This is a genomic window from Mesorhizobium sp. M0317 (genome assembly GCF_040321555.1).
Taxonomy (GTDB): domain Bacteria; phylum Pseudomonadota; class Alphaproteobacteria; order Rhizobiales; family Rhizobiaceae; genus Mesorhizobium.
In genome coordinates this window covers 73,545-99,581 of record NZ_JAMYRV010000014.1, presented here as the reverse complement: position 1 = coordinate 99,581, position 26,037 = coordinate 73,545, and the positions used below count along the sequence as shown (strand labels likewise).

The 26,037-nt window shown below is 64.1% G+C and carries 28 protein-coding genes; 16 read left to right on the top strand and 12 right to left on the bottom strand.

The annotated features are described in order from the left end of the window. Positions 1-22 precede the first annotated feature (22 nt). Positions 23-1,054: a phosphatidylglycerol lysyltransferase domain-containing protein gene (locus tag NKI88_RS13180; RefSeq protein ID WP_023739828.1), complete on the bottom strand. Its 1,032-nt coding sequence runs from the start codon at positions 1,052-1,054 to the stop codon at positions 23-25. Positions 1,055-1,187: 133 nt separating this feature from the next. Here NKI88_RS13180 and NKI88_RS13175 point away from each other — a divergent pair, with 133 nt between their 5' ends. The 3 genes from NKI88_RS13175 to NKI88_RS13165 all read left to right on the top strand — a co-directional run bounded on the left by NKI88_RS13175 (position 1,188) and on the right by NKI88_RS13165 (position 3,946). Continuing rightward, positions 1,188-2,390: a flavin-containing monooxygenase gene (locus NKI88_RS13175; protein ID WP_352655504.1), complete on the top strand. Its 1,203-nt coding sequence runs from the start codon at positions 1,188-1,190 to the stop codon at positions 2,388-2,390. Positions 2,391-2,783: 393 nt separating this feature from the next. Continuing rightward, complete coding sequence (locus NKI88_RS13170) at positions 2,784-3,269, top strand: MarR family winged helix-turn-helix transcriptional regulator (protein ID WP_352655502.1); 486 nt, start codon at positions 2,784-2,786, stop codon at positions 3,267-3,269. Continuing rightward, a complete protein-coding gene (locus NKI88_RS13165; protein ID WP_352655500.1) occupies positions 3,266-3,946 on the top strand; it encodes a GNAT family N-acetyltransferase in 681 nt (226 codons plus the stop codon). Before NKI88_RS13170 ends, NKI88_RS13165 begins: the two co-directional genes overlap by 4 nt. 80 nt (positions 3,947-4,026) lie before the next feature. Here NKI88_RS13165 and NKI88_RS13160 read toward each other — a convergent pair whose 3' ends face one another. Continuing rightward, positions 4,027-4,251: a hypothetical protein gene (locus NKI88_RS13160; protein ID WP_023687518.1), complete on the bottom strand. Its 225-nt coding sequence runs from the start codon at positions 4,249-4,251 to the stop codon at positions 4,027-4,029. Positions 4,252-4,481: 230 nt separating this feature from the next. Here NKI88_RS13160 and NKI88_RS13155 point away from each other — a divergent pair, with 230 nt between their 5' ends. Beyond that, complete coding sequence (locus NKI88_RS13155; protein ID WP_023681268.1) at positions 4,482-4,823, top strand: hypothetical protein; 342 nt, start codon at positions 4,482-4,484, stop codon at positions 4,821-4,823. A gap of 4 nt (positions 4,824-4,827) precedes the next feature. Continuing rightward, positions 4,828-5,538 (top strand): phosphatase PAP2 family protein, encoded by a 711-nt coding sequence (locus NKI88_RS13150; RefSeq protein ID WP_023701943.1) that lies wholly within the window; start codon positions 4,828-4,830, stop codon positions 5,536-5,538. A 16-nt stretch (positions 5,539-5,554) separates the two neighbouring features. Here the strand turns inward: NKI88_RS13150 and NKI88_RS13145 are convergent, their stop codons facing one another. Then, a complete protein-coding gene (locus NKI88_RS13145) occupies positions 5,555-5,746 on the bottom strand; it encodes a hypothetical protein (RefSeq protein WP_156940690.1) in 192 nt (63 codons plus the stop codon). Between the two features lie 79 nt (positions 5,747-5,825). Here NKI88_RS13145 and NKI88_RS13140 point away from each other — a divergent pair, with 79 nt between their 5' ends. Further along, positions 5,826-6,095: a helix-turn-helix domain-containing protein gene (locus tag NKI88_RS13140; protein WP_023673276.1), complete on the top strand. Its 270-nt coding sequence runs from the start codon at positions 5,826-5,828 to the stop codon at positions 6,093-6,095. A 79-nt stretch (positions 6,096-6,174) separates the two neighbouring features. After that, positions 6,175-7,896 (top strand): SulP family inorganic anion transporter, encoded by a 1,722-nt coding sequence (locus NKI88_RS13135; RefSeq protein ID WP_023819281.1) that lies wholly within the window; start codon positions 6,175-6,177, stop codon positions 7,894-7,896. 18 nt (positions 7,897-7,914) lie between these two features. On the opposite strand, the gene NKI88_RS13130 is transcribed toward NKI88_RS13135, so the two are convergent. Continuing rightward, on the bottom strand, positions 7,915-8,775 hold the full coding sequence (locus NKI88_RS13130; RefSeq protein ID WP_352655497.1) for an SMP-30/gluconolactonase/LRE family protein: 861 nt from the start codon (positions 8,773-8,775) through the stop codon (positions 7,915-7,917). A gap of 116 nt (positions 8,776-8,891) precedes the next feature. Between NKI88_RS13130 and NKI88_RS13125 the strand changes: the two genes are divergently transcribed. Together NKI88_RS13125 and NKI88_RS13120 are read left to right on the top strand one after the other, a co-directional pair. Then, positions 8,892-9,692 carry a helix-turn-helix domain-containing protein gene (locus NKI88_RS13125; RefSeq protein WP_352655495.1) on the top strand — a complete coding sequence of 267 codons (801 nt, stop codon included), beginning with the start codon at positions 8,892-8,894 and terminating at the stop codon, positions 9,690-9,692. Positions 9,693-9,808: 116 nt separating this feature from the next. Then, complete coding sequence (locus tag NKI88_RS13120; RefSeq protein WP_352655493.1) at positions 9,809-11,185, top strand: adenylate/guanylate cyclase domain-containing protein; 1,377 nt, start codon at positions 9,809-9,811, stop codon at positions 11,183-11,185. A gap of 142 nt (positions 11,186-11,327) precedes the next feature. Here the strand turns inward: NKI88_RS13120 and NKI88_RS13115 are convergent, their stop codons facing one another. Further along, entirely contained in the window at positions 11,328-11,624 is a 297-nt protein-coding gene (locus tag NKI88_RS13115; RefSeq protein WP_023703852.1) for a YciI family protein, read from the bottom strand. A 64-nt stretch (positions 11,625-11,688) separates the two neighbouring features. After that, positions 11,689-12,516, bottom strand: coding sequence for an oxidoreductase (locus tag NKI88_RS13110; protein ID WP_023673282.1), 828 nt, complete (start codon positions 12,514-12,516; stop codon positions 11,689-11,691). Between the two features lie 123 nt (positions 12,517-12,639). On the opposite strand from NKI88_RS13110, the gene NKI88_RS13105 reads away from it, so the two are divergent. Further along, positions 12,640-13,230 carry a TetR/AcrR family transcriptional regulator gene (locus NKI88_RS13105; RefSeq protein ID WP_352655490.1) on the top strand — a complete coding sequence of 197 codons (591 nt, stop codon included), beginning with the start codon at positions 12,640-12,642 and terminating at the stop codon, positions 13,228-13,230. A gap of 7 nt (positions 13,231-13,237) precedes the next feature. Here NKI88_RS13105 and NKI88_RS13100 read toward each other — a convergent pair whose 3' ends face one another. The 3 genes from NKI88_RS13100 to NKI88_RS13090 all read right to left on the bottom strand — a co-directional run bounded on the left by NKI88_RS13100 (position 13,238) and on the right by NKI88_RS13090 (position 15,602). Beyond that, positions 13,238-14,038 (bottom strand): C40 family peptidase, encoded by an 801-nt coding sequence (locus tag NKI88_RS13100; protein WP_023681276.1) that lies wholly within the window; start codon positions 14,036-14,038, stop codon positions 13,238-13,240. Positions 14,039-14,079: 41 nt separating this feature from the next. Next, complete coding sequence (locus NKI88_RS13095) at positions 14,080-15,018, bottom strand: CHAD domain-containing protein (protein ID WP_352655488.1); 939 nt, start codon at positions 15,016-15,018, stop codon at positions 14,080-14,082. A gap of 86 nt (positions 15,019-15,104) precedes the next feature. Next, entirely contained in the window at positions 15,105-15,602 is a 498-nt protein-coding gene (locus tag NKI88_RS13090; protein ID WP_023681278.1) for a CYTH domain-containing protein, read from the bottom strand. A 91-nt stretch (positions 15,603-15,693) separates the two neighbouring features. On the opposite strand from NKI88_RS13090, the gene NKI88_RS13085 reads away from it, so the two are divergent. The 4 genes from NKI88_RS13085 to NKI88_RS13070 are packed head-to-tail and all read left to right on the top strand — an operon-like array spanning position 15,694 to position 19,398. Then, positions 15,694-16,398, top strand: a complete 705-nt coding sequence (locus NKI88_RS13085) for a CerR family C-terminal domain-containing protein (RefSeq protein ID WP_352655486.1) — start codon at positions 15,694-15,696, stop codon at positions 16,396-16,398. Continuing rightward, positions 16,395-17,348, top strand: coding sequence for an HlyD family secretion protein (locus tag NKI88_RS13080; RefSeq protein WP_023739818.1), 954 nt, complete (start codon positions 16,395-16,397; stop codon positions 17,346-17,348). The genes NKI88_RS13085 and NKI88_RS13080 overlap by 4 nt, the downstream gene beginning before the upstream one ends. Next, the gene (locus tag NKI88_RS13075) at positions 17,345-18,265 is read left to right on the top strand and encodes an ABC transporter ATP-binding protein (RefSeq protein WP_352655484.1); all 921 of its coding nucleotides are present in this window, start codon (positions 17,345-17,347) and stop codon (positions 18,263-18,265) included. Before NKI88_RS13080 ends, NKI88_RS13075 begins: the two co-directional genes overlap by 4 nt. After that, on the top strand, positions 18,262-19,398 hold the full coding sequence (locus NKI88_RS13070; RefSeq protein WP_352655482.1) for an ABC transporter permease: 1,137 nt from the start codon (positions 18,262-18,264) through the stop codon (positions 19,396-19,398). Before NKI88_RS13075 ends, NKI88_RS13070 begins: the two co-directional genes overlap by 4 nt. 4 nt (positions 19,399-19,402) lie before the next feature. On the opposite strand, the gene NKI88_RS13065 is transcribed toward NKI88_RS13070, so the two are convergent. The 3 genes from NKI88_RS13065 to NKI88_RS13055 are packed head-to-tail and all read right to left on the bottom strand — an operon-like array spanning position 19,403 to position 21,386. Then, complete coding sequence (locus NKI88_RS13065) at positions 19,403-20,002, bottom strand: DNA-3-methyladenine glycosylase (protein ID WP_023748245.1); 600 nt, start codon at positions 20,000-20,002, stop codon at positions 19,403-19,405. 17 nt (positions 20,003-20,019) lie between these two features. Then, complete coding sequence (locus NKI88_RS13060) at positions 20,020-20,400, bottom strand: nuclear transport factor 2 family protein (protein WP_023681284.1); 381 nt, start codon at positions 20,398-20,400, stop codon at positions 20,020-20,022. An 8-nt stretch (positions 20,401-20,408) separates the two neighbouring features. Next, positions 20,409-21,386, bottom strand: a complete 978-nt coding sequence (locus tag NKI88_RS13055; protein ID WP_352655479.1) for a threonine ammonia-lyase — start codon at positions 21,384-21,386, stop codon at positions 20,409-20,411. A gap of 195 nt (positions 21,387-21,581) precedes the next feature. Between NKI88_RS13055 and NKI88_RS13050 the strand changes: the two genes are divergently transcribed. Both NKI88_RS13050 and NKI88_RS13045 read left to right on the top strand, forming a co-directional pair. Next, positions 21,582-23,603, top strand: coding sequence for a hydantoinase/oxoprolinase N-terminal domain-containing protein (locus tag NKI88_RS13050; protein WP_352595217.1), 2,022 nt, complete (start codon positions 21,582-21,584; stop codon positions 23,601-23,603). Positions 23,604-23,736: 133 nt separating this feature from the next. Then, entirely contained in the window at positions 23,737-25,908 is a 2,172-nt protein-coding gene (locus NKI88_RS13045) for a malate synthase G (RefSeq protein WP_352595214.1), read from the top strand. Positions 25,909-26,037 lie beyond the last annotated feature (129 nt).

Below are 26,037 nucleotides of genomic sequence, written 5' to 3'. Positions count from 1 at the left end.
ACGTTGGCCGCCACGCTTCTTGCTAGATCGCCTTGATGAGGCGCAGCAACCCCAGCATCTCGATCAGCCTGCCCTCGCGGAAGGCGATGTAGGTCGGTTCTTCGACGCCATGGAAGCGGCGCTTGAACGCCGCCTGGCCCTTGAGGTTGAACTTGCTGCGGTTGACCCAGGGCGACTCATAGGCCCGCTCGAAGGCGTTGCGCCAGAAGCTCGATTCGGCAAAGCTGTTGGCTCCGACATCGAGCATCGGCGACAGGCCGAGCGTGACGACCGAAATGCCCTCATTGCGAAACCGGTCGACGGCGAATTTGGTCAGCCCGATTTCGGCATGCGGCGAGGCATCGATGTGCTTGCGCTTGAACGAGGTGGTATAGCCGATCACCTTGCCATCCCGGAACATCGGATCGAAATCGAGCAGAGCGACGAGCTCGCCTTCCGGGCTGTAGAGCACGAAACGGCGCATATCGATGCCGAGATGATCGGCAAAGGGGCGGTTGAGGAACGCCATCTCCCAGCGCTTGACGATGCGGTCGGCCCGCCAGTTCTGTGACAGGCGCTGGACCTCGTCGAGATAGACCGCTCCTTCGCCAAAGGAAAACCCCTTCTTCAAGAGCCAGCGTTCGGAATAGCGCACGGTTTCGTTGCGCTTGCCGGAAAAATCGTGAGCCGGCAGCTCCAGCCGCGTGTCGACGCCGAGGCGGTTGACCTGGTAGCCGAGCCCTGCCAGAACGCGCGCCGTCGGTTCGCCGATCTGCACGAACCACGGGCTGTCGGCGGCTTCGACAAAGCGCCTGATATAGTCGGGCCGATCGGCCGGATGGGCGGCCGGGTCACCGAGCGCGAAATGGTGCTTCATCTTGGTGCCGAAGGCGATGTAGCCGTCGGCGTCGCCGAAATAGGACAGTTTTTGCTGCACGGCGGTCGAATAGGCCAGCGAGAAGTCGCCGTGCTGGCGGACAAGCGCCAGCCGCTCGACATGCGAAAAATCCTGGCGCGGCACCTTGGCTGCGGCGCCCTCCAGCAGTCTGTCGAGAAAGATGCGCAAGGAGGGCATGGTCGAGCTTCCGCGTGCCGATGATAAACAGAGGCTTGCCCCCAAGGCCTCGAATCAGTCGCATTGACGCGACCTCATTATCGATCATATCGCCCCTGTGCCATATGGGACGTGCCATATAGGACGGGTCCCCATGGCGCACCTGAAAGGAAATCTCGACCGAATGGCGGCTACGACAAGCGAAACGATGCCTATCGTCCTGGGGCCGAAAGGACCCGACTATACGGTTATCGTCATCGGCGCCGGAGCGGCGGGGCTGGCGGCCGCCGACGCGCTTGGCCGGCGCGGCGTGCGGGTCGTCGTGCTTGAAAAGGAGCCGCGGATCGCCGAACCGTGGCGAGGGCGGCACGAGAAGCTGACCCTCAACACGCATCGCGCGCTATCGGCCCTGCCCGGCCTTGCCTATCCGCCACGCACCGCCGCCTTTCCGAACAAGGATGCCATCGTCGGTTATCTCGAGGATTTTGCCCGCGCGCGCGGCATAAGGGTCGAATTCGGCACCGCCGTCGAGCGGATCGAACGCAGAGGCAATGGCTGGCTCGTCCATACGGGCCGGGAAACGCTGAGCGCCCGCAATGTCATCGTCGCCACCGGCCGCGACCGCTTGCCATGGACGCCGGACTGGCCGGGCAAGGCCTCCTTTTCGGGCAAACTGATCCACGCCGCCGACTTCGGCACGGCGGACGACTATGCGGGCAAAAAAGTGCTGATAGTCGGGGCCGGAAATTCCGGCTTCGACGTCCTCAACCACCTCGCCCGCGCCGACGCGAAAGCCGTGTGGCTGTCGGCCAGGCAAGGTCCATCGCTGATGCCCAAGCGGATCGGCAAGGTCGCCGTGGCGCGCTTCGGCGGTTTCATGGCGATGCTGCCGACGTGGATTGCCGATGCCGCGATTGCCGCGACGCAGCGGCTGGTGTTCGGCGACCTCACCCGCTTCGGCCTGCCGCCGGCGCCGAAGGGCGGCGCCAGCCGGCTCGGCGTCGAGCAGATCGCTATTGCCGTTGACGACGGCGCCGTCGCCGCGCTGAAGGCCGGACGGATTTCGGTGGTGGCGCCGGTGGCGGCTTTCGAAGGCGCCGGCGTGCGGCTGAACGACGGCACGGTGCTCGAGCCGGATGTGGTGATCGCGGCAACCGGCTATCGCACCGGCCTGGAGGCCATGCTGGGCGATCTCGGCGTGCTCGACGCCAAGGGCGTGCCGAAGGCCAATGGCGGCACCCCGGGCGGCCAGCCCGGCCTGTGGTTCATCGGCATGCGGCCAAGCCTGACCAGCTATTTTCACAGCGCCGGCTTGCAGGCCGAAGCGATTGCCCGTCAGATCGCCAAGGGGTTGTAGACGAGCGCTTCTGGACGGAGAACCACCGCACTTCGGGCTGCTGCTGTGGCGCGGACTGGTGGTTCAACGCATCTGCAAGACGGGATCGAATATCCTGGCGATTGGGCGAACGCCATCCCGTCGTCATCCACGGGCGAAGCAAGGAGCGTAGCGACGCGGCGCAGACCCGAGGATCCATGCCGTGACTTCTGAGCTACGCTGCGTTGCAGGTTCTGCTCCGCTGCTTCCACGGCCAAGGCATGATCCCTGGGTCTCCGCGACGGAGCTTCGCTCCTGCTTCGCCCAAGGATGACGAAGTCGAGATGCGAGCGGCCAACCTCCAAAGCAGGCGCTTGAATTCGTTCATTGCATCGTTATATAACATGTTATGGTTATCCAGCAGGCGGATCACCCATGGAAGACATCATTCGATCCCTTGGCTACCTCACCCTCGGCAGCAGGCTGAAGCGTATCGGCGAGCATTTGCAGACCGATACGCAGCGCATGCTCGATGGGCTGGAGGTGCCGGTGCAGTCCAGCCAGTATCCTCTGCTGGCCGCGCTCGACCGGCTCGGGCCGCTGCCTGTCGGCGAGCTGGCGCAGTCACTGGGGATCACCCAGCCGGGGGTGACGCGCAGCGTGGCGCTGCTGGCCGAGTTGGGGCTGGTCGAGGCCGCGCCATCGGACGACGACCAGCGCCGCAGGATGATCTCGCTGACCGCGAACGGCCAGCGCCTGGTCGATAAGGCGAAGCGAGACGTTTGGCCGCGCATCGAGAACGCCGTTGCCGACTTGTGCAAAGGCCTTGCAGGGCCGCTTCTCGAACAACTCTCGGCAATGGAGGACGGCCTGGCCGCGGCCCCGCTCGACCGTCGTGTGAAACAGGATGTCGCGCCATGAGCCATGTCCTCGATCGTCCGGTCTGGAGCGCGCTCGACACGCGGCATCGGATCTTTGCGTATGGCGACAGGCTCGCCAGGCGCTATCCCTCCTCGATCGTCCCCTTCGCGGCTTCCGGGGCAGACGACGCTGAGAGCCTGCAGGCGCTCGCAAGCCTCATTCCTGCAGGTGAGAGCGTGTTCATGCTCCAGGCGGACCCCATTGCCTTGCCGCCGGAACTGACCGCGACCGTGACCGCCTTCGGCGTTCAGATGGCTGCCGAGGCGCCATTGCCTTCCGTGTCGGACGAGCGTGTACAGCAGCTGACGCAGGACGACGCGGCCGAGATGCTTGCTTTGGCGTCACTGACCAAGCCCGGCCCGTTCACGCTCAAGGCGCTGAGCCTCGGCGAGTTCTGGGGCGTGAAGATCGACGGCCGGCTGGCGGCGATGGCCGGCGAGCGCATGAAGCAGCCCGGCTACAGCGAACTCAGCGGCGTCTGCTCGCATCCCGAATTTCGCGGCAGCGGCCTCGGCCGGCTGCTGTCGGTGTTCGTGGCCAACCGAATTTTTGCGCGCGGCGAAGTTCCCTACCTGCATGCCTATGCCAGCAATGCCGGCGCGGTTGGGTTGTACGAATCCATCGGCTTCAGGCTGCGGGCAGAGATGAATGTGGCCGTCGTGCAGCGCGCCGGCTAGAGGCCTTTATTTTTACGCAATTCCGGACGGAAAACCGCTTCACACTTTTCCTGGAATTGCTCCAGGCCGCCTTGCGGGCCTCAGGCTGATTTCGGCTCCAACCGGCGGAAACCCACGGTTTCCATAAGCATATCTTCCTCGACCATGCCGGCATTGTGCAGCGCAAGCAGGTTCAGCGCGATCTCCCGCGCATCCGCGGAATCGGGATGCACGTCGCGCCTGCGGCAGGCTTCGTCGAACACGCGTTGCAGCCTGGCGATGTCGTCGGGTTTCAGCAGGCCACGGTCATAGACGGACTTTGGCATCGCAGTCTCCTCCAGAAGACGTAGGACGCCATGTTTAAAAGTCCATTCTTTTCCAATGCTTGAGCGCAGCTGCCTGGGTTTGCACGAATCCGACCGAGCGTGGCAGTCAGACCGCGATCGCGCTGCCATTCATTCAGCACCTCGGCCGTGGCCTGTTCCGCCGCAGTCTGCTTGACGTGCCGCCACGCTTGCGAAACAAGAGCTGCCACAAAGGACAGCGAGGCACAAAAGTGAGTTTCTGGGGACTGGCGCAGCTCGTCATTTCGACGGTGATCTTCCTGCTGGCGGCCATCGCGGCCAAGCAATGGGGGCTGGCGCCAAGCCTTGGCAAGATCGTGCTGACACTGGCGCTCTATACGGCGGGCAATCTGATGATGCTGCGGCTGGTTCGTGAGTTCGGCATGTCGGTCTCGTTCAGCCTGTCGGCGGTGATCCAGCTGGTGGCGGTCAATGTGGTGGCGCTGGTGTTCTTCGGCGAACGCGTCAATGCCTTGCAGGCGACCGGCATCGTGCTGGCCATCGCGGCGGTGGTGCTGATCTCGCTCGGGCCTTACCTGCAGGGGCGACTGTAATCCGATGAAGACCCCGCGTGCGTTCACCAACTGGCTTGAATTTCCGGTGCTGCTGGCCGGGCTGGTGATAGCCGCCGGGCTGTGGGGCTTCGAGGAACTGATGGAGGTGGCGCGGGCCACCACGCCGCACGCTTTCGATACTGAGATCCTGCTCGCTTTCCGAAAAGTGGGTCAGCCGGATGTTCCCGTCGGCCCGGCATGGCTGGAAGGCGCGATGCGCGACATCACCAGCCTCGGCAGCTCCAGCGTGCTGGCGCTGATCGTAACGGCGGTGATCGTCTACCTCCTGCTGATCCGTAGGCCGAGGACGGCGCTGCTGATCTTTGTCGCGGTGGCCGGCGGGCAGCTGCTGTCGACCTTGCTCAAGGCCGGCATCGACCGGCCGCGCCCCGATCTTGTCTCGCACCTGGCGAACGAGACGTCGCTGTCGTTTCCCAGCGGCCACGCCATGCTGTCGGCGGTGACCTATCTCACGCTAGGCTCGCTCGCAGCGCGCTTCCTGCCGGGACGAACGACGAAAATCTATGTCCTCAGCCTGGCGGTGCTGGTAACGCTGCTGGTCGGCGTCAGCCGCGTCTATCTAGGCGTCCACTGGCCTTCCGACGTGCTGGCGGGATGGTGCGCCGGCTTCACCTGGGCGACGCTGTGCTGGCTGGCGGCGCGAATGCTGCAGCGGAACAAGGCGGTGGCCGATGGCAACGAGCCCGAAGACTGACGATCCGGAGCGACATTCAAATCAGCCGGTTGATCAGCCCGTGTCCGCAGCCTGCCAGCAGAAAAACCGCCGACAGCAAGGCTGCCGACGTCGTCAAGGTCCTGAAAATATTCAACTGATATTCCCCCGCCAGTAAGAGCCAAGGCGGTAGCGTAGCATGCTCATCCCGTATCCCGCCATCCGGCTTTGTGGAGAGATCATGTTTCATGTATGCTTTATGATGGTTGAAACATCACTATGATTGTATTACACGTCGTCTCCGCAGACTCAGACGGGGGTTCCGACCGATGATCACTGCCGCCCAGATGCGCGCCGCGAGGGCGCTGGCCGGCATCGATCAGAAGACGCTCGCCGAGCGTGCCGGCGTTTCGCTTCCGACAATCCAGCGCATGGAAGCGAGTGACGGCGTGGTCAGGGGTGTGGTCGATACGCTGATGAAGGTTATCCAGGCTCTCGACGAGGCCGGGGTGGAGCTCATCGGCGAGAACCAGACCAGCGAGCGCGGCGGCCGGGGCGTGCGCCTCAAGCCGGTCGCGCCGCCGAACCCGCAAGGCTGAGCCGGCATATAGTCGCGACGGCGACCGCCGACAGTCCTGCCGACGATCCCGCCGCCTTCACGCAAGCGGAAGGCAGTCCATGGATCAGATCCGGCGGGCAGTGCATCAACCGGCCCAGAAGTCGGCAAAGCCGACATTTTCAGAGCTGTTCACGCCCAAGCTGGTGACGGTCTGGCGCGAAGGTTACCGCCTGCCGCAGTTCAAGGCCGACTTCATGGCCGGGCTGACCGTCGCTATTGTCGCGTTGCCGCTGTCGATGGCGATTGCGATTGCTTCGGGCGTGACGCCGGAGCGCGGCCTGTTCACCGCCATTGTCGGCGGCTTCATCGTCTCGGCGCTCGGCGGCAGCCGCTTCCAGATCGGCGGCCCGGCCGGCGCCTTCATCGTGCTGGTGGCGGCGACGGTGCAGCGCGAAGGCGTCGACGGACTGCTGCTGGCGACGATGATGGCCGGCATCTTCCTGCTCGCCATCGGCTATCTCCGGCTCGGAACCTATATCAAATTCATCCCTTACCCGGTGACGGTCGGCTTCACCGCCGGCATCTCGATCATCATCTTCTCCGGCCAGATCGTCGAACTGTTCGGGCTGAGGCTTGCCGGGCCGGAGCCCGGGCCGCTGCTGCCGAAGCTGATGGCGATCGGCCACGCGGCCGGCACGCTCAATATCTCGGCAACGCTGGTGGCGGCGCTGACCATCGCCACCATCGTCGGGGTGAAGCGCTGGCGGCCCGGCTGGCCGGGCATGCTGATCGCCGTCGGACTGGCCTCCCTTGTCGTGGCGCTGCTTTCGCTGCCGGCGGAAACGATCGGCACCCGCTATGGCGGCATTCCGCGCAGCCTGCAATTTCCGGCGCTGCCGGCGCTCAGCCTCGACAAGGCGCTTGCGGTGCTGCCGGATGCGGTGGCTTTTGCGCTGCTCGGCGCCATCGAATCGCTGCTCTCGGCCGTGGTCGCCGATGGCATGACCGGGCGGCGGCACCGTTCCAATTGCGAGCTTGTCGCGCAAGGCTTTGCCAACATCGCGTCTGCCCTGTTCGGTGGCATCTGCACCACCGGCACCATCGCCCGCACCGCCACCAATGTGCGGGCCGGCGCGCATGGGCCGGTTTCCGGCATGCTGCATTCGCTTTTTCTGCTGGTCTTCATGCTGGTGGCCGCACCAATGGCGAGCTACATCCCGCTTGCCGCCCTTGCCGGGGTGCTGGCGGTTGTCTGCTGGAACATGTTCGAGAAGCAGGCCTTCGCCACGTTGCTGCGCGCTTCGCGCGGCGACGCCCTGGTGCTGATGGCAACCTTCCTGATCGTCGTCTTCCGCGATCTCACCGAAGGCATCGTCGTCGGCTTCGCGCTAGGCTCGATCCTGTTCATCGACCGCATGGCCAAGTCGATCGCCGTGGAGGCGGATTTGCCGCTGGTGCAGGACGATGTCGCCGACAGCAGCGGCCGCGCCTACGATGCAAGCGAGGCAAGCGACGCCGACACCGTCGTCTATCGCATCTCCGGCGCCTTCTTCTTCGGCGCCGCCTCGACTGTCGGCACGGTGCTCGACCGCATCGCCGACCAGCGCAAGAACTTCATCCTCGATTGCTCGGCGGTGCCGTTCTTCGATTCCACCGCGGCCAATGTCATCGAGGGCGCGGCGCACAAGGCGAAGCGCGCAGGGGTGCGTTTCATCATCGCCGGTGCCTCGCCGCAGACACGGCGCATGCTGATCAACCACGGCGTCAAGCGGCCGCTGGTGACCTTTGCCGCCTCGATCAAGGATTCGCGGGCGCAACTCAAAACCGCGCCCGTTGGCTGAGCCGGCAAATGTGCGCCGTCAGTCCAGGCTCAGCACCGCGATCTTGCCTTCGTTCATCAGCGGCACATAGATCACGGATTTGCCGTCGGTGCCGATGTCGGCGCTGCCCGGCTTGAACTGCGCCACAGCCTCCGGCGTGCCGCCAACCTTGTAGCGATAGAGCCTGCCGGTCATGTAGGCGGTGGCGTAGATGCTGTCGCCGATGGCGACGACGCCATCGAGGTCGGCGAAGTTTTGCGCGCCGGGCAGCGGTGTGATTGCCTTGCTGGCGAGATCGACCGACAGCAGGCCGCCGGGTTCGACGGTGCTGAAATCAGGCTTGATGCCCTTGCCCCAGGACGCCACGATCAGCCGACCTCCATCGGCAAAGATGCCGTTGGGCGCGGCGAGCTTCGCATCCTTCACGAACAGGTCCGGCTTGTTGCCGTCGATACGATAGATCGCATCGGCCAGCATGTCGGTGACATAGACCTTGCCCGAACTGTCCGATGTCACGTCATTGAGGAACACGGCGCCGGGCACATCGATGGTCGAGACCAGCTTGCCGCTGGCGAGATCGACGATGCGCACCTTGGTGATATCGGCGACGTAGAGCTTGCCGCCGGAGATCGCCGAGCCTTTTGGTGCATCCATGCCGTCGGTCCAGTGCTGGCTAATGATCTTGCCGTCCAGCGACAGCACCGAGAGATAGCCGTTGCCGTCGGCCTCCCCGGGATTGCCGACGATGTTGGAGACGATGATGCGATTGTTGGCGGCGTCGAACAGCGCCGATTCCGGTTGCTCGAAGCCCGAGGCGCGCCAGAGTTCGGCGGCCTCGGCCGCAGGTGCGAGCGCGATACCGAAGGCGGCGACGCAAATCGAGGTGATGAGGGTTTTCACTGCCAGGTCTCCTGTGGTGGATGGCGGAGAGCTAGAGATGTCGATACTTTTCCGGAAGGGCGATTGCCGCTAGTATCGAAACGCGATACCAAATCGCGAGAAAAGAGGTGCATTCCATGAACGGCCTGATCTTCGGGGCGCTGAAGCGGACGCTGAAGGCCAAAGGCGTCACCTATCGTGAGCTTGCCGGGCGGATGGGCGTTTCCGAGCCGACGGTGAAGCGCATCTTCCACGAGCGCAACTGCAAGCTCGACCGTCTCGTCGGGATCTGCGCTGCCGCCGGCGTCGAGCTGGAAAACGTGCTGGGGTCGATGAACCGGGGGCCGGGACCGGTCAACCGCATCGCGCCAGAGGTCGAGCGCAAGCTTGCCGGACGGCCGGCGTTGCTGTTCATCTTCGTCATGCTATCGGAGAAATTCACGCCCGAGGGCGTCATGCGCTCGCAGGGCTTGAGCGAAGCCTCGATGTTCCTCTATCTGCGCGATCTCGAAGCGCTCGGCCTCATTGCGCTGGGCAGCGGGCTGTCGGCACGGCTGCTGGTCGACACACCGATCCAGTGGAATTTCGAAGGGCCGCTCAGGCCGCTATTCGAGATGACAAACAAGAATTTCATCGGCTGGGCGATCACCCATCTGGAGCGGGAAGCGACCTTCGTCTCTTTCTCCAGGCGGATGCGGCCGGAGACGGCGGAGATGGTGAAGCGCGAGGCGGAGGAACTGGCCGAGCGCGCCAAACTGCTCGCCCATCACGACCAGCACACGACGCCGGAAGACGGGCTGACCGGCTACAAATGGACGTTTGCTTTTGGCGCAACCCCGTTTCCGGCGATCATGCCGATCGGCCCGCACCCCAGGGATGCCGGTGCGTCCGACCGGCCCACCGCTCCGGCAAAGGGACGCCGTCCGTTGCCGGCTTGACGCGCCAGCCGCGTTTCAAAAACGAAACCATGATAGAGTTCGCGCGCTGATTTGCCTGACTGTACGGGGCGGGTTTGCCGAATGCGTGACCGTCCCCGCAAAATCGAAGTGATCCTATGCCGACCGCGCCAACACTTGAACTTCGCCGCTATTCGCGCCTGAAAAATTTGCGGGAGCGCGCAGAACGCCAGGGTGCTGCATTGCAGTTCTGGGCGCGCACGGCATCGCTCGCCGTGATCTCCTGCTTCTTTTCATTGATCAGCCGCTGGGATGCCTCGCTGCTCTTCGTGCTGGCGGGCCTCGCGCTGTTCCAACTCGTCGGCCTGATCCAGTTTCGCTTTGCGCGCCGTCGCAACGCGCCATGGTGGATCGGTTACCTCGTCGGTACGCTGGACATCATTCTGTTGACCGTTCTGCTGGTAACGCCCAACCCGTTTTCCCTCGAGGTCGCGCCGGCCGCGATGCAACTGCGCGAGGGCAGCTTCAAATTCCTGCTGATTTTCGTATGCCTTGGCGCGCTGACCCTTTCGACACGATTGGCGCTCTATCTCGGCGCGCTCGCGGCCTTGACGTGGACGATCGGGGTGGGATGGGTGGTTTTTCATGCGGGAACCGTCATTCCGGCAACGAACCTCTATTCGCTGCCGATGACAGAGCGACTGAATCTCTATCTCAACCCCAATTTCGTCGATACGTTCGCGCAGGCGACCAATGTGTTGGTTGTCCTGATTATCGGCGCGATCATGGCGCTGGTCGTCTCCCGTTCCCGGCATCTGTCGGAAGACTATGTCAAGGCGGAGCGCGCCCGCGCCAATCTCGCCCGGCATTTTTCGCCCAATGTCGTCGACCAGCTCGCCTCGGATGACGAGCCCTTCGGTCCGGTCCGCCGGCAGGATATCGCGGTGCTGTTCGCCGACATCGTCGGCTTCACACACTATTCCGAGGATCATCCGGCCGAAGCAGTGTTCGAACTACTGCGTCAGTTCCACCGTCGCATGGAGCAGGTCGTTTTCGACCACCATGGCACCGTCGACAACTATATCGGCGATTGCATCATGGCGACCTTCGGGGTTCCGCAAGCCAGCCATGACGACGCAACCCGGGCCATCCGGTGCGCTGAAGCGATGATCGCCGCTATCGAAGACTGGAATGTCCAGCGTGTGTCCAGGGGATATCCGCCGCTGGACGTTCGGATCGGTGCACAATATGGCGCCGTCGTCCTCGGCGCGGTCGGCAGCGAGCGCAACCTGTCCTTCGCGGTGGTGGGCGACACCGTCAACGTCGCCAGCCGTTTGCAGGCGCTCTGCCGGGAGCTTCAGGCGAATATTTGCTTTGGGTCACGACTGATTGAGGCCGCGAAGGCGGAATCGCTCGGGACACAGCTGAATGCGCGCGATCATGGACCGGTTAGCATCCGCGGCCGGGACGAACCGGTCCATGTCTGGGTCGAACACAGAGCCGAAAACCAGCGCGCCATCGCGGTTTCGGCGTGATGCAGGCCGCCATGTGAGACGCCTGCACCTCGGCAGGATGGACGCCAGAAACCTCGACAGGATCGCGCCCGCCAGCGTGCGCAAAGCTGGCCCGTTCGAGAGCGACTTTCGCTGCCGCATCGATGCGGTTTGGTCGAAATGGTTAGCCGTGCGTTTTCAAATGCAGCATCGGATGGTGTTCGTAGTGCCCGGCGCCATTCTTCACGATCGGGTCCTCCGAGGTGATCGCCTCTATGTCCAGATCATCGGCAATCCGATAGAGCGACACCCCATAACCGCCAGCCGGGTCCATCACGGGGCCGTGCGCGACGATAAGCCTCTTTTCAAGCAGGTCATCCAGGAATGCTCCGTGCTGCTTCATCCACTCTTCCTCATCGGTGGTCATCGTTGCCAGAAAGTCGGAACGCGGCGGAATATATTTGCACAAATAGGACTTCATTCGTCGCTCCTCGGCGAAAGGAGGCTCGCCTGCCGGACTGGCCTGGCGATGCCTTGATTTTAGATCAATCGGCCACGCCCATCTGCTTGCGGAAGCTCTTGTCGAACATGTTTTCGGGCACGAAGCGCCGCATGAAGCGAAGACGGCCTGCCGTTTTGCCAGGCGTATAGCGCATGCTCGGCGTCTTTTCGGTGGCTGCCTGTACCACTTTGTCGGCCACGGCTTCCACCGGATCGCCGCTCGCGATTCTGTTGCGCCAGGTCGAATTCATGGCTGAGCGCCCCTGTTCGTAGACGCCGGAAATCCGGTCAGGCTGTTCGGCGTTCTCTTCCAGTCCGGTGCGGGTGAAGGCGGGCTCGACAAGGGAAACCCTGATGCCGAACGTTCGAAGTTCGTGATCGAGCGACTCGGAATATCCTTCGACTGCGTGTTTGGTGGCGGTGTAGAGGGCGGTGAATGGCCCCGGCAGGAAACCGGACACCGAACTGATGTTGATGATCCGGCCCTCGCCCTGTCTGCGCATGATGGGCAGCACTTCATTGGTCATGCGAACAATGCCGAAGACATTTATGTCGAACAGGCTTTGGGCTTGAGCGACCGATGATTCCTCGGCGCCGCCGATCAGGCTGCGGCCCGCATTGTTTACCAGTACGTCGATCCGGCCGGCGAGGGCGACAACTTGCTTGATGGCGTCTCTGACGGACCCATCATCGGTGACGTCGCAAGGGACCATGTGAATGCCCTGACGCACTTCGTTGGGCGCAGCTCGGCGGCTGGTGCCGAACACGCGATACCCCGCCCGGATGAGCGCAAGTCCGGCCGCATGCCCGATGCCACCCGAAGCGCCGGTGATCAGCGCGATCTTCTCGGCGCGCGACTGAACTTGTGTCATCTCAACTTTCCTGCGTAATGATTATGATCGTAATCATTGGGTGATAATGACCGCCATAATCATTGTCAAGCGCCTCCGCCACGTCTTATATGTCGACCATCATCAATAGGAGAGGATGCGGTCGTGAAGGTGAGCAAGGAGATGGTCGAGTTAAATCGAGAGCGGGTCATCGATGCCGCCGCAAAGCTCTTCCGCGAACAAGGGATCGACGGGATCGGCATTGCCGATCTGATGAGCGCGGCCGGGCTTACCCACGGAGGCTTCTACCGACAATTCAAGTCGAAGGACGACCTCATCGTTCAGGCCATGCAGCGGGCCTTCAGTGACATGAGCGCCGATCTATCCGCCCGGCTCGCTTCGACCGATACTCCGTTTGAGACGCTCGTGCGCCACTACATCTCGGACCATCATCGCGACAATCCGGGGCACGGATGCAGCCTCACCGCACTGGCGGCCGATGCCGCCCGGCACGACGATCCAGCGCTTCGATCGTTCTTCGGAAGCATCGTCAGCAATTATGTCGCGTTGATCATTTCACTCCTGCCGGGAAGCGACCCGGCCGCGAAGCGGAGTGCCGCGATCGCATTCCTAGCGGAAATGGTCGGATCGGTGATCCTCTCCCGCGTCGTGCCCGATCCGACGCTTTCCGCTGAGATCATCGACACTGTCTCGAATGATCTCATAGGGCGCCACTCGCCATCGGCGCCGGTTTGAATGGTTGCTATTCGGCGGCCTTCGCCTCAGCGGCCCTATCTTCCCAGGTCACCGCCCGGTAGTCGAAACCAAATTCCAGCGTCGGTTTCACGATGCGGAAGAAGGGCGACAGGTCGAAGTCGCGCGGCGTGTAGAGCGAGTGGTGGCGGATGTGCAGGATTTCGCGGCGCGAATAGTTCGACTGCGCCGAGGCGCGGCCGGGCGCGCGGGTGATCTCGGGCAGGATCGGGTAGCGGATCTCACCATAGGCTTCGGCGATCAGGGTCGAGCAAATGGCGCGCGTCGGATCGCCGGAACCGAAAGCCAGCATGCGGCGGCGCCAGCGCACCGGCACCGGTGGCGTCGGCAGGAAAAAGCGCAGCATGTCGAAGATGTTCTTGAGATCGTATTTCAGGCCGAGCTTGCCGATCATGAAGGCGACGACATGGTCGCGGTCTTCCGGCGCCAGCCCGCTCGCCCGGCAGATACGGGTGTTGTAGGTGCGGTAGCGCGACAGCGGCACGGCGACACAGCCTTCGCCGAGCGTGACTTCGATCAGCCGACGCCGTTCCGATCCGTCCTCCGGTTCGGACAACGCATCGCCGATATAGAAGGCCGCATGCGACCACGTCGACTGTGTCAGGTATTTGATGGCCGCGGAGATCTTCTGGTTGCCTTCGATGAGCAGGATGTCGCCGGGTTCGAGCGTGCGCCGCAACGTCTCGGCGTCGGACGGCGTGTAGGGCTCATAGCCCGAGGATTCGTCCTGCAGCCGGCCGGCAAGCCAGCGGCCAAGTCGGTCGAGAAGCGTGTCGCGCGGCGCGGTCATGGTAAAGTGTGACTAGCACGAGGTGACGTCCTCGGCCATGATCAACCGACCGGGACCTCTTTCGACAATACCGGGCCGGCGAGGTCGTCGCGCGCATTGCGCGCGAGTTTCTTTGTCGAGCGCTTGGGGCTGTCGCCGAACAGCTCGGCCGCTCCGGCGAGGCAGCTCTTCTTCAGGCTTTTTTCCGAGCGCTTCAAAAGCTTGCCAAGAAGCCTTGTGTCCTGCGCATCGCCGAGCGGCTCACCGTCGGCCTCGAGCAACACGCGCATGACGAAGACGTCGTGCAGTTCGCCGAGCCTTTCGCCCAGTTCGTCGACCACCTTGCGCCGCACCTTGATCGGCGTCGGCCACAGCCGGCCGAGCAGCGACAAATGCATCGAATGGGTCTTGGCAGCCTTGCGCAGATCGTGGAAATCCTCTGCTTCGCCGCGCGATCCCGCCCGGTCCAGCGCCTTCCTGGCACGGCGCAAGGTCTTGCGAGCGCCTTCCGCAAGCACATCGGCTGCATGCTCAGGCAGATCGGGGAGCAGCAGCCGCTCTATCCTGATGAGGCCTTCCTCGCAGGCGGCGGTGGCCGCGCCTATGGCGGCGTCGAGGCCGGCGCCGGCATGCATTTCATGCTGGCGGGCAATCAGCCGGTCGCGCACGCTGTCGAGGCCGCCGCCGGCAACCTGCTCGGGAAAGGCGGCTGCCAGCCGGTCGACGGTCTCGACCAGCGCGGTCGCCTCGCGCGGCCCGGCAAGCAGCGCCGCCACCTGACGGTAGCATTGGTTCTCAGTCCGACAGAATGTTTCATTTCCGGAACGGACCAGCCGCAGCAAGGCGCGCGCGCTCTTCAGCCGCTTGCGGCATTTGTGCAATGCCTGCTCCGGCTGGTCGCGCGCGACGGCCAGATGGGCAAGCGCCTTGCCGATCTCCTCGCCAAGGATACGCCTGACCTCGCCGGTCAGCGGCAGGCGCGGATCGATGCGAAAGCTCATGCGGCGATCTCCGGAATCCCCCTAGAGCATGATGCCGAAAAGTGTGAAGCGGTTTTCGGACGACATCATGCTCCATCTCTTTTGATTTAGAGCCGGATTCCGATTTTAGGTCGACCCGACCTAAAATCATCCGGCTCTAGGGCGAGCGACGCGTTGTAAAATCTCTGCTCGCCGGTCACTTCGCGGCCGAGCCAATCAGGCAGCATTTCGTCAGGTACATCCTCCGGCGTCTCCAGTTCGGCCACCACAAGGCCGGCTAGGATCCCGCCGAAAACATCGACTTCGTAGAGATAGCCGCGATGCCTAACATGGTGGCGTGTCTTCTCGATGACATGTCCGATGGCGAAGGCCAGCATCTCCTCGGCATCAGTCAGAGGAATTTCATATTCGTATTCGTCGCGCTCGCGGATCTTGCTGCCGAATTTGAGCGTCAGCTTCGCCGAACTGCCGTCGCTGATGCGCACGCGCACGGTGCGGCCAGGTGCTGCGGCAAGATAGAACTGGCGAATGCGTATATTCGCCTCGGCCATTTCTAGCCATTCGGCGCTGGAGACCAGGAACTTGCGTTCGACTTCCTTGCCCATGGCCGCGCACTAAAGCGTCTGCGGCCCGACATGGCAAGCCGCCGTAGACATCAATTTGACTTTAATCAATCGATTGATTAAACAGGCCGATATGATCAAATCCGCGCCCGACAAAATGCCTCGCCAGGAGACATCGCCCGCCGAGCAGACGCGCGCCGCACTGGTGCTGGCCGCGCTCAAACTGTTTGGGCGGCAGGGCTTCGACGGCACCTCGACGCGCGAGATCGCGGCGGAGGCGAAGGCCAACATCGGCTCCATCGCCTATCATTTCGGCGGCAAGGAAGGGCTGCGCGGGGCCGCCGCCGACCACATCGTCGAGACCATCCAGGCGGTTGCCGGCCAGGCGCTCGGCGGCATGCAAGTGCAAGGTCAAGCCAGTTCAGAGACGGCGCGGGCGCAGCTCTCGACCGCATTGGAGCGGATGGTAGGATTTATCGTCGCCCGGCCGGAGGCGGGCGATATCGTACAATTCGTACTTAGAGAGTTGTCGCATCCGACGGCCGCCCTCGACCGCATCTATGACGGGGTGTTCGAACCGACGCATCGCCGCCTCTGCCAGATCTGGGAACAGGCGACGGGCGAGCCGGCCGAAAGCGAGGCCACCAAGCTCGTGGTCTTCACGCTGATCGGCCAGGTCATCTATTTCCGCATCGGCCGCGAAGCAGTGATGCGTCGTATGGGCTGGCGCGAGATCGGTAACACCGAAGCCGCCAAGGTGGTGGCGGCGGTCACAAGCAATCTTGGCGCCATACTGGCGGCCCGAAATCCGGTCGCCCGCAAGGAGGGCAAGCGATGAGTTTTCTCTGTTCCCTGCCGCTCGCAGCCCAGCTGTTCGGCGCCTGCGCGCCGGCAGCGCCGCTTGCCGTCGGCTATGTCGAGGGCGACTATGTCTTGCTGGCGCCGATCGAAGTGGCGCAGGTCGAGACCGTCGCGGTCAAGCGCGGCGACCGTGTTGTATCAGGCACGCCGGTGGTGACTCTCGAAAGCGCCGACGCAAAAATCGCCGTCGCCCAGGCAGAGGCCGCGCTCGCCCAGGCGCAGGCGCAGCTGGCCGACCTGCAGATCGGCAAGCGGCCGGAGGAGATCGCGGTGCTGAAGGCCGAGGTCGACATGGCCAAGGCCCAGGCCACGGATGCCAAGCGCAAATACGACCGCGCCGCCGACCTGTTCAAGCGCGGTGCCGGCACGCAGGCCGACTACGACACCGCCGCCGCGACGCTGGAGACCGCCAATGCGCAGGTCGGCCAGGCGCAGGCCAACCTCGCCGTCGGCGGTCTGCCTGCGCGTCCCGAAACGATCAAGGCGGCAGACAATCAGGTCAAACAGGCGCAGTCGGCGTTGGAACAGGCTGAGTGGCGGCTATCGAAGCGCGTGCTGGCGGCACCCTCGCCCGGCCGCATCAATGACGTCATCCGCAATCCCGGCGACACCGCCGGTCCGACCGCGCCTGTCATTTCGATGTTGCCGGACGGTGCGGTAAAGCTCAGCGTCTATGTCCCGGAAAGTGCGTTCTCGTCGATCAAGGTCGGCACGCTGCTTGTCGTCCATTGCGACGGCTGCGGGCCGGAGGTGAAGGCGCGCGTCAGCTATGTCTCGCCCGACCCGGAATTCACCCCGCCGGTGATCTACTCGCTCGAGAACCGGCAGAAGCTGGTCTACCTCGTCGAGGCGCGGCCTGAGGGCAAGGCGCAAGCGCTGCAGCCGGGACAGATCGTCGATGTCGAGCTGGCGGCCTCCGCAAAATGAACGCCATCGACGTTCATGGCCTGGTCAAGCGTTTCGGCGACAAGACTGTCGTCGACCATGTGACGATGACGGTGGGCGAGGGCGAGATCGTCGGCTTTCTCGGGCCCAACGGGTCCGGCAAGACGACGACCATCCGCATCATGTGCGGCCTGCTGACGCCCGACGAGGGCGAAGGTACGGTGCTGGGTTTCAACGTCCGCACCGAGTCGCTCCGCATCAAGCGCGAAGTCGGCTACATGACGCAGAAATTCTCGTTCTACGAGGATTTGACGATCGGCGAGAATCTCGAATTCGTGGCGCGGCTCTACCGGCTGAAGCCGGTCGAGGAGCATGTGTCGAAAACGCTGGAAGAGCTTGGCCTGACGAGCCGCCGCAACCAGCTCGCCGGCACGCTGTCAGGCGGCTGGAAGCAGCGGCTGGCACTGGCCGCCTGCATCATGCACAAGCCGAAGCTGCTGCTGCTCGACGAGCCGACCGCCGGCGTCGATCCGAAGGCGCGGCGCGAATTCTGGGACGAGATCCACCGGCTGGCGAGCGGCGGTCTGACCGTGCTGGTGTCCACCCACTACATGGACGAAGCCGAGCGCTGCCACCGCATCAGCTACATCTCCTACGGCAAGATGCTGGCCACCGGCACGGTGGACGAGGTGGTGACGAATGCCGGTCTGACCACCTTCGTGCTGCAGGGACCGCGCCTCGACCAGGTCGCCGATGCACTCAGGGACCGGCCCGGCGTCGACCAGGTGGCGCCGTTCGGCGCGACGCTGCATGTCGTCGGCTCCGACAAGGCAAAGCTCGAAAAGGCGCTCGCCGATGTCGAGAAGGAGCACAAGGGCGTCAGCGTAAAACCCGGCGAGACCAGCCTCGAGGACGTCTTCATCCAGTTCATGTCCGGCTCGAAGGACAATATGGCATGAACAGCGTCTTCTCCTTCGCCAGGCTCGGTGCGCTGCTGATCAAGGAATTCATCCAGATGCGGCGCGACCGCATCACCTTCGCCATGATGCTGGGCGTGCCGCTTATGCAGCTGGTGCTGTTCGGCTACGCTATCAACAACGATCCCAAAAGCCTGCCTGCCGCACTGGTGGCGACCAGCAACGACCCCTACACCCGCGCCATTGTCGCAGCCCTGCAGACGACCGGCTACTACCGCTTCGACCATGTCGCGCAAAGTGCCGAGGATGCCGAATTCCTGATGGCGCGCGGCGATGTCGCCTTCGTCGTCACCATCCCGGCCGATTTCGGCCGCCGGGTGGAGCGCGGCGACAATCCGCAGATACTCATCGAGGCCGACGCCACCGACCCGGCCGCCGCCAGCGGCGCCATCTCGACGCTAAGCAAAGTGGCCAGCCAGGCGCTGCTTCGGGCGCAAGGCATGCAGGAGGCGGCGAGTGAGGCCGCCAGGGGCCAGCTCGATGTGGTGGTGCACCAGCGCTACAATCCGGAAGGCATCTCGCAATACAACATCGTGCCCGGCCTGCTCGGCGTCATCCTGCAGATGACCCTGGTGATGATGACCTCGATCGCGCTGACCCGCGAGACCGAGCGCGGCACGATGGAAAACCTGCTCGCCATGCCGTCCAGCCCGTTTGAGATCATGCTGGGCAAGGTGCTGCCCTATCTTGTGGTCGGTGGCGTCCAGGTGGTGGTGGTGCTGGCGGCGTCGAAGCTCTTGTTCGCCATCCCCTTCACCGGTTCCATGTCGCTGCTGCTTACAGCCGTATTGGTGTTCGTGCTGGCGCTGGTGCTGCTTGGCTACACCATCTCGACCATCGCCCGCACGCAGATGCAGGCGCTGCAGCTGACCTTCTTCTTCTTCCTGCCGTCGATCCTGCTGTCCGGCTTCATGTTCCCCTATCGCGGCATGCCGGGCTGGGCGCAGACCTTCGGCGAGATTTTTCCGCTGACGCATTTTCTGCGCATCACCCGCGCGGTGATGCTGAAGGGCGCCGAACTGCCGGCGGTTGCGGGCGAGATCGCCTGGCTGGTCGGGTTCGTGGCCTTGTTTGCCGGCGTCGCATTGGTGCGGTTCAGGCGCACGCTCGACTGAGCGTTCAGGAATTGAGCGATCGCGGACCGCTGACGAACGGACTGCCTCTGACATAGAACCGCAGCGGGCGGTCCGCATCCTTCGTGATGCCGATGCGGATGCCTTGGCCGATGTCGCTGGCCTGATGCTCGTCGGCTGCCAGCCATAGCGGGCCTTGGCGGCACAGATCGAGGCCGTCCAGCGAACGGTCGATCCGCAATGCCTGGGCGAGCCGCCCCGGCCCGCGCGCCAGGTCGCGCAGGCGCTCCACGCCCCGGTTCAGCCGCATGATGGCGATGCCTTCGAGCGGCTCCAGCGCCCGGATCAGCACGCCGGTGCCGGTGCCCGGCCCCTCGCTTGAGACATTGAGCATCCAGGAGACCCCATAGGCGAGATAGACGTAGGCGTGTCCGGGCCCGAGGAACAGCGAACGGTTGCGCGGCGTCATGCCGCGATAGCCGTGCCCGGCGGCGTCGCCGGTGACATAGGCCTCGGTCTCGACGATACGGCCGCTGACGATGCCTTCCGGCAGCTCCCGCACCACGAGCTTGCCGATGAGATAGCGGGCGAGATCGGCCGTATCATCAGGCAGTTCGGCACGATCGAGCGGATGGTGGCCGGTCATGCTACCGCCGCCGTGTTTCAAGGTATCCGTTCGACCCATTGCGCGCGCGACTGCCCCGGCTCGAACGGATCGCCGAAATACTGGGTCTCGCGAACCACTTTGCCATCGACGAACTCCATGATGCTCACCGTATAGGACGGAATCCCGTCATAGGTCAGGACATATTCGGTGATCCAGAGGTCGCCTGACCCGGTGATCCGCCGCACGGCAAAGCGCTTCCGGTTGGGCTGCGTGGCGCGCGACGACTGGATGTTGTGCCGTCCGCTGATGCGCTCGCCTGATTGCGGATAATCGAGCACCGCGTCCTCGCGATAGATCTGATGCTCCGTCTCGAGATCATTGGCATCGGAGGCAGCCCAATGGCGATCGAGAGCCGCCCTTATCTCAGCGTCTGCCATATCGGTTCTCAGGCCGCGGCCATGATCTCGGCATAGGTGGTGAAATCGACATTGCCGCCTGACAGCACGACGGCGACGCATTTGCCCGACAGTTCGATCTCGCCTGACGAGAGCGCCGCCAGCGCCACGCAGCCGCCGGGTTCGACCACCAGCTTGAGATGGGCCATGGCGTCGCGCACCGCCTGTGCGGCCGCCTTGTCGGAGACGGCGATGGCGCCGGCGAGGTTCTTGCGGTTGATCTCGAAGGTGATGGCACCGGGCTCTGCGGTGAGGATGGCATCGCAGATCGAACTGTGGCCGGGCTCGTTGGAAACCCTTTTTCCTTCGATCAGCGAGCGGCGGGTGTCGTCGAAATGCTCGGGCTCAACGGCCCAGACTGCTGTGGCCGGCGAGGCATCCTTGACGGCGATCGAAATGCCGCTCGTCAGGCCGCCGCCGCCACAGGGAATGACGACCGCATCGAGGCTGACGCCGAGCGCTTTTGCCTGGCGCGTCAGTTCGAGACCGATCGTGCCCTGGCCGGCGATGATGGCCGGATCGTCGAAAGGAGGCACCAGCACCATGCCCTTGTCCATGTAGGGTCGCACCACCGTGATGCGGTCGTCGCGAAAGCGGTCGAACGGCACCACTTCGGCGCCCATCTTGCGGACATTGGCGATCTTCATCGCCGGCGCGTCGGCCGGCATGGCAATGACCGCCTTGACGCCGAACATGGCAGCCGCCGCGGCGACGCCCTGAGCATGGTTGCCTGAGGAGAAGGCGACGACGCCGCGGCTGCGCTCTTCTTCGCTCAGCGAAGACAGTTTGTTGTAGGCGCCGCGGAACTTGAACGAGCCGGTGCGCTGCAGCGTCTCCGGCTTGAACAGGATGCGGCCGCCGAAGCGTTTGTTGAGTTCCAGCGATTCGATCAAGGTCGTTTCGGCGATCAGGCCGGAGAGGCGCGCGGCGGCGGCATGGATGTCGGCGATGCCGGGGAGCGTGGTCATGGCGAAGTCCTGAAAGGGATGAGATCGGCGCATGGTGCACGCAAAGGCAGGCCACGCACCAATGAAAAAATGTGACCGTTACAAAGTTTGGCGGGCATGAGCGGCGACGAGGGTCAAACTGGCCCACCTCTCCCGCCTTTATCAGCCGGGCCGTATCGGCTAAGGGCGGGGGAGCAGAATCCCGGACCGCCAGACATGACCGCCAAGCCAAAACCCCTGTTTCTCGGTATCGACACCGGTGGCACCTATACCGATGCCGTGCTGTGGTCGGAACAAGGCGGGCCAAAAGGCAAGGTGCTGGCCAAGGCCAAGGCGCTGACCACGCGGCACGATCTTGCCGTCGGCATTTCCGGCGCGGTCGATGCGGTGCTGGGAAAATCGGCCACCGATCCGGCCGCGATCAAACTCGTGTCGATGTCGACGACGCTCGCCACCAATGCGCTGGTCGAGGGCCAGGGTGGGCGTGTGGCGCTCATCATGATCGGCTTTACCGGGGCCGACCTTGCGCGCGACGGGCTGAAGACGGCGCTCGGCACCGATCCGGTGGTGTTTTGTCCGGGCGGCCATGACGTGCACGGCAATGCGGCCAAGCTCGATCTGTCGGGGCTGGAAGCAGCACTCCCTGAACTCGGCGCCTCGGTGTCGGGCTTTGCCGTGTGCGCCTATTTCGCCACCCGCAACCCGGCGCATGAACTCGCCGCGCGCGACCTCATCCGCGAAAAGACCGGCCTGCCGGTGACCGCCAGCCATGAATTGTCGGCCAAGCTCGGCGGTCCGCGTCGCGCGCTCACCACCTTGCTCAACGCCAGGCTGATCTCGATGATCGACCGGCTGGTGGCGGCAACCGAAGGATTTTTGGAGGCCCGCAACATCGTAGCCCCCCTGATGGTGGTGCGCGGCGATGGCGCGCTGGTTTCGGCGGCGTTTGCCCGCCAGCGGCCGATCGAGACCATCCTGTCCGGCCCGGCCGCCAGCCTGGTCGGCGCCCGCCACATGACGGGCCTGGACAACGCCATGGTGTCCGACATTGGCGGCACCACCACCGATGTCGCCGTGCTCGACGGCGGCCGTCCTCGGCTCGATCCCGAAGGCGCCACTGTCGGCGGCTTCCGCACCATGGTCGAGGCGGTCGCCATGCGCACTTTCGGCCTCGGCGGCGATTCCGAGGTGGCACTGGAAGATGGCGCGCTCAACCCGAAAATCCTGCTCGGGCCGCGCCGCCTGGTGCCGCTGGCGCTGGCCGGCATGATGCATGGTGTTTCCGTGACATCGGAGCTCGAGCGCCAGCTCAGGGCGCCCAACCCCGGCCGCATGGACGGCCGCTTTGCGTTGCGCACCGGCGTGCCGGACAGGCTCGCCGCCGGCCTGACCGCGCCCGAGGCGAAACTGTATGAACTGATTGGTGCGGTGCCGCTCGCCATCGACAGGCTGCTCACCTCGAACGCCCAGAACGCCACGCTGAACCGGCTGGTCTCGCGCGGTCTTGTGCATATCTCGGGCTTCACCCCCTCGGACGCCGCCCATGTGCTCGGCAAGCAGGCCAACTGGGACCCGCTTGCGGCCCGGCTCGGCGCCGAACTGTTTGCCCGCAAGCGTGATGGGCGAGGCCAGTACATCGCGCCGTCTCCGGAGGTGATTTCCGAACGGGTGCTGCTGACGCTGACGCGCTGGTCGGCCGAATACATTCTGGAGACCGCCTTTGCCGAGGATGGGCTGGATGGCGCCGCCACCGTCGCGCATGCGCTGGTGCAGCGCGCCGTCGATTCCCATCCCGGCATCGCAAGGCTCAGCGTCGCGCTCGATCGTCCGGTCATTGGCCTCGGCGCCTCGGCGCCGCTGCACTATGCCGGCTTGGCCGAGCTGGTCGGTAATGAGTGCGTGGTGCCGGAGGATACCGACGTCGCCAACGCGCTCGGCGCCGTCGTCGGCCAGGTCCGCGTCTCGGCCGAAGCCCGCGTCAGCCAGCCCAAGGAAGGTTTGTTCCGGGTCGCGTCGGGGCAAACGGTGCGCGACTTCACGGACGAGGCCAAGGCGATCGCGGCAGCGGAGGCTGATGTGCGGGCGATCGTAGCCGAGCGGGCGAAGGATGCCGGCACGGATAATGCCGAGATCGACGTTTCGACCGAGTTCAAGGTGTCTACCGTTGAGGCCCAACGGATGTTTATCGAAGCGCATGTGGTGGCGGTTGCATCGGGTCGGCCGAGGATTGCGGTTTAGGTAATCTCCCCCCTTGGGGTCCCCTTGGGGGGAGATCAGCAGCTTCAAAATCCCCGCCTTCACCCTAAGCTGAATTGACCCTTCACCCCTGACATGCCAAAGGCCGCAAAGCCTTTCATCTGGAGAAGCCCTGATGACCGATCGCGTCGAGATCGCCGGATTGCGGATTGCCCGCGAACTGCATGACTTTGTCGGCGAAGCGCTGCCGGGTACCGGTATTGCCGCCGACGCCTTCTGGAACGGCTTTTCGTCCATCGTCCATGATCTCGCGCCGAAGAACCGGGCGCTGTTGGCCAAACGCGACGCCATGCAGGAACAGATCGACGCCTGGCACCGCGCCAATGGCGCGCCCATCGATATGGAGACCTACAAAAGCTTCTTGCGTGAGATCGGCTATCTCGTGCCCGAAGGGCCGGCCTTTTCCGTGTCGACCGACAATGTCGACCCCGAGATCGCCACCGTTGCCGGGCCGCAGCTGGTGGTGCCGGTGATGAATGCGCGTTATGCGATCAACGCCGCCAATGCCCGCTGGGGCTCGCTCTACGATGCGCTCTACGGCACCGACGCCATTGCCGAGACCGGTGGCGCCGAGAAGGGAAAAAGCTTCAACCCCGTGCGCGGCGCCAAGGTGGTTGCCTGGGCGAAGAGTTTTCTGGACGAGTCCGTGCCGCTCACCTCGGGCAAATGGGCCGGCGTGAACGGGCTGACGGTTTCGGGTGGCACCTTGCGGCTCGGCGCCGGCGCCGGCGGCACCACACTGGCCAACCCGAAACAATTTGCCGGCTACCGCGGCGACGGCGCCAACCCGGAAGCCATCCTGCTGGTCCAGAACGGCCTGCACATCGAGATCCTCATCGACCGCACCAACCAGATCGGCCGCACCGACCCGGCCGGCATTGCCGACGTGATCCTGGAATCGGCGCTGACCACCATTCAGGACTGCGAGGATTCGGTCGCGGCGGTGGATGCCGAGGACAAGGTCATCGTCTACCGCAACTGGCTCGGCCTGATGAAGGGCGATCTGGCGGAGGAAATCAGCAAGGGCGGCAAAACCTTCACGCGCAAGCTCAATCCGGACCGCGCCTGGACCGCGCCCAGTGGTGGCGCGCTGAGCTTGCCTGGCCGCTCGCTGATGCTGGTGCGAGACGTCGGTCACCTCATGACCAATCCGGCCATCCTCGACCGCGATGGCAACGAGGTGCCGGAAGGCATCTTGGATGCGGCGATGACGGCGCTGATCGCGCTGCACGATGTCGGCGCCAACGGGCGTCGGATGAATTCCCGCGCGGGCTCGATGTATGTGGTGAAGCCGAAGATGCATGGGCCGGAGGAAGTCGCCTTCGCAGTCGAGATTTTCGACCGCGTCGAAGCGCTGCTCGGTATGGCGGCAAACACCATCAAGATGGGCATCATGGACGAGGAGCGGCGCACCACCGTCAACCTCAAGGAGGCGATCCGCGCCGCCAAGGAACGCGTCGTGTTCATCAACACCGGCTTCCTCGACCGCACCGGCGACGAGATCCACACCTCGATGGAAGCCGGGCCGATGATCCGCAAGGGCGACATGAAGCAGGCCGCCTGGATCTCCGCCTATGAGGCGTGGAATGTCGATATCGGGCTCGAATGCGGGCTCGCCGGTCATGCCCAGATCGGCAAGGGCATGTGGGCGATGCCCGATCTGATGGCGGCGATGCTGGAACAGAAGATCGCGCATCCCAAGGCCGGCGCCAGCACCGCCTGGGTGCCGTCGCCGACGGCGGCGACGTTGCACGCCACGCACTATCACAAGGTCGATGTCCATGCCGTCCAGGCGGCGCTCAAGAGCCGGCCGAAGGCGAAGCTCGATGATATATTGTCGGTGCCGGTGGCGGTGCGGCCGAACTGGACCCCCGACGAGATCCAGCGCGAACTCGACAACAATGCGCAAGGTATTCTTGGCTATGTCGTGCGCTGGATCGACCAGGGCGTCGGCTGCTCGAAAGTGCCCGACATCAACGATGTCGGCCTGATGGAAGACCGCGCCACGCTGCGCATCTCCTCGCAGCACATCGCCAACTGGCTGCACCACAAGGTGTGCTCGCAGATCCAGGTGATGGATTCGCTGCGGCGCATGGCAGCGATCGTCGACCTCCAAAATGTCGGCGACCCGCTCTACCGCCCGATGGCCACCGATTTCGACAATTCCATCGCCTTCCACGCCGCCTGCGACCTGGTGTTTAGAGGCCGCGAACAGCCGAATGGCTATACGGAACCGGTGCTGCACGCACGGCGGCTGGAGCTGAAGGCGAAAGAGCGGGCGAATTAGCGCCTGCATTTCCCTCCCCCTTGAGGGGAGGGTGGCCCGAAGGGCCGGGTGGGGTCCTGCGTGAAGTGCGGCGACTCCCTTCGGACGACACTACAAGCAATGTCATTGCAGAGGCCCTTTCTCGGCTCG

Excerpts from the sequence above, each read along its gene's own strand:
- NKI88_RS13180 (WP_023739828.1), bottom strand. The coding sequence starts at position 1,054 with ATGCCCTCCTTGCGCATCTTTCTCGACAGACTGCTGGAGGGCGCCGCA.
- NKI88_RS13175 (WP_352655504.1), top strand. The coding sequence starts at position 1,188 with ATGGCGCACCTGAAAGGAAATCTCGACCGAATGGCGGCTACGACAAGC.
- NKI88_RS13170 (WP_352655502.1), top strand. The coding sequence starts at position 2,784 with ATGGAAGACATCATTCGATCCCTTGGCTACCTCACCCTCGGCAGCAGG.
- NKI88_RS13165 (WP_352655500.1), top strand. The coding sequence starts at position 3,266 with ATGAGCCATGTCCTCGATCGTCCGGTCTGGAGCGCGCTCGACACGCGG.
- NKI88_RS13160 (WP_023687518.1), bottom strand. The coding sequence starts at position 4,251 with ATGCCAAAGTCCGTCTATGACCGTGGCCTGCTGAAACCCGACGACATC.
- NKI88_RS13150 (WP_023701943.1), top strand. The coding sequence starts at position 4,828 with ATGAAGACCCCGCGTGCGTTCACCAACTGGCTTGAATTTCCGGTGCTG.
- NKI88_RS13145 (WP_156940690.1), bottom strand. The coding sequence starts at position 5,746 with ATGAAACATGATCTCTCCACAAAGCCGGATGGCGGGATACGGGATGAG.
- NKI88_RS13140 (WP_023673276.1), top strand. The coding sequence starts at position 5,826 with ATGATCACTGCCGCCCAGATGCGCGCCGCGAGGGCGCTGGCCGGCATC.
- NKI88_RS13135 (WP_023819281.1), top strand. The coding sequence starts at position 6,175 with ATGGATCAGATCCGGCGGGCAGTGCATCAACCGGCCCAGAAGTCGGCA.
- NKI88_RS13125 (WP_352655495.1), top strand. The coding sequence starts at position 8,892 with ATGAACGGCCTGATCTTCGGGGCGCTGAAGCGGACGCTGAAGGCCAAA.
- NKI88_RS13120 (WP_352655493.1), top strand. The coding sequence starts at position 9,809 with ATGCCGACCGCGCCAACACTTGAACTTCGCCGCTATTCGCGCCTGAAA.
- NKI88_RS13115 (WP_023703852.1), bottom strand. The coding sequence starts at position 11,624 with ATGAAGTCCTATTTGTGCAAATATATTCCGCCGCGTTCCGACTTTCTG.
- NKI88_RS13110 (WP_023673282.1), bottom strand. The coding sequence starts at position 12,516 with ATGACACAAGTTCAGTCGCGCGCCGAGAAGATCGCGCTGATCACCGGC.
- NKI88_RS13100 (WP_023681276.1), bottom strand. The coding sequence starts at position 14,038 with ATGACCGCGCCGCGCGACACGCTTCTCGACCGACTTGGCCGCTGGCTT.
- NKI88_RS13095 (WP_352655488.1), bottom strand. The coding sequence starts at position 15,018 with ATGAGCTTTCGCATCGATCCGCGCCTGCCGCTGACCGGCGAGGTCAGG.
- NKI88_RS13090 (WP_023681278.1), bottom strand. The coding sequence starts at position 15,602 with ATGGGCAAGGAAGTCGAACGCAAGTTCCTGGTCTCCAGCGCCGAATGG.
- NKI88_RS13085 (WP_352655486.1), top strand. The coding sequence starts at position 15,694 with ATGATCAAATCCGCGCCCGACAAAATGCCTCGCCAGGAGACATCGCCC.
- NKI88_RS13080 (WP_023739818.1), top strand. The coding sequence starts at position 16,395 with ATGAGTTTTCTCTGTTCCCTGCCGCTCGCAGCCCAGCTGTTCGGCGCC.
- NKI88_RS13075 (WP_352655484.1), top strand. The coding sequence starts at position 17,345 with ATGAACGCCATCGACGTTCATGGCCTGGTCAAGCGTTTCGGCGACAAG.
- NKI88_RS13070 (WP_352655482.1), top strand. The coding sequence starts at position 18,262 with ATGAACAGCGTCTTCTCCTTCGCCAGGCTCGGTGCGCTGCTGATCAAG.
- NKI88_RS13065 (WP_023748245.1), bottom strand. The coding sequence starts at position 20,002 with ATGACCGGCCACCATCCGCTCGATCGTGCCGAACTGCCTGATGATACG.
- NKI88_RS13060 (WP_023681284.1), bottom strand. The coding sequence starts at position 20,400 with ATGGCAGACGCTGAGATAAGGGCGGCTCTCGATCGCCATTGGGCTGCC.
- NKI88_RS13055 (WP_352655479.1), bottom strand. The coding sequence starts at position 21,386 with ATGACCACGCTCCCCGGCATCGCCGACATCCATGCCGCCGCCGCGCGC.
- NKI88_RS13050 (WP_352595217.1), top strand. The coding sequence starts at position 21,582 with ATGACCGCCAAGCCAAAACCCCTGTTTCTCGGTATCGACACCGGTGGC.
- NKI88_RS13045 (WP_352595214.1), top strand. The coding sequence starts at position 23,737 with ATGACCGATCGCGTCGAGATCGCCGGATTGCGGATTGCCCGCGAACTG.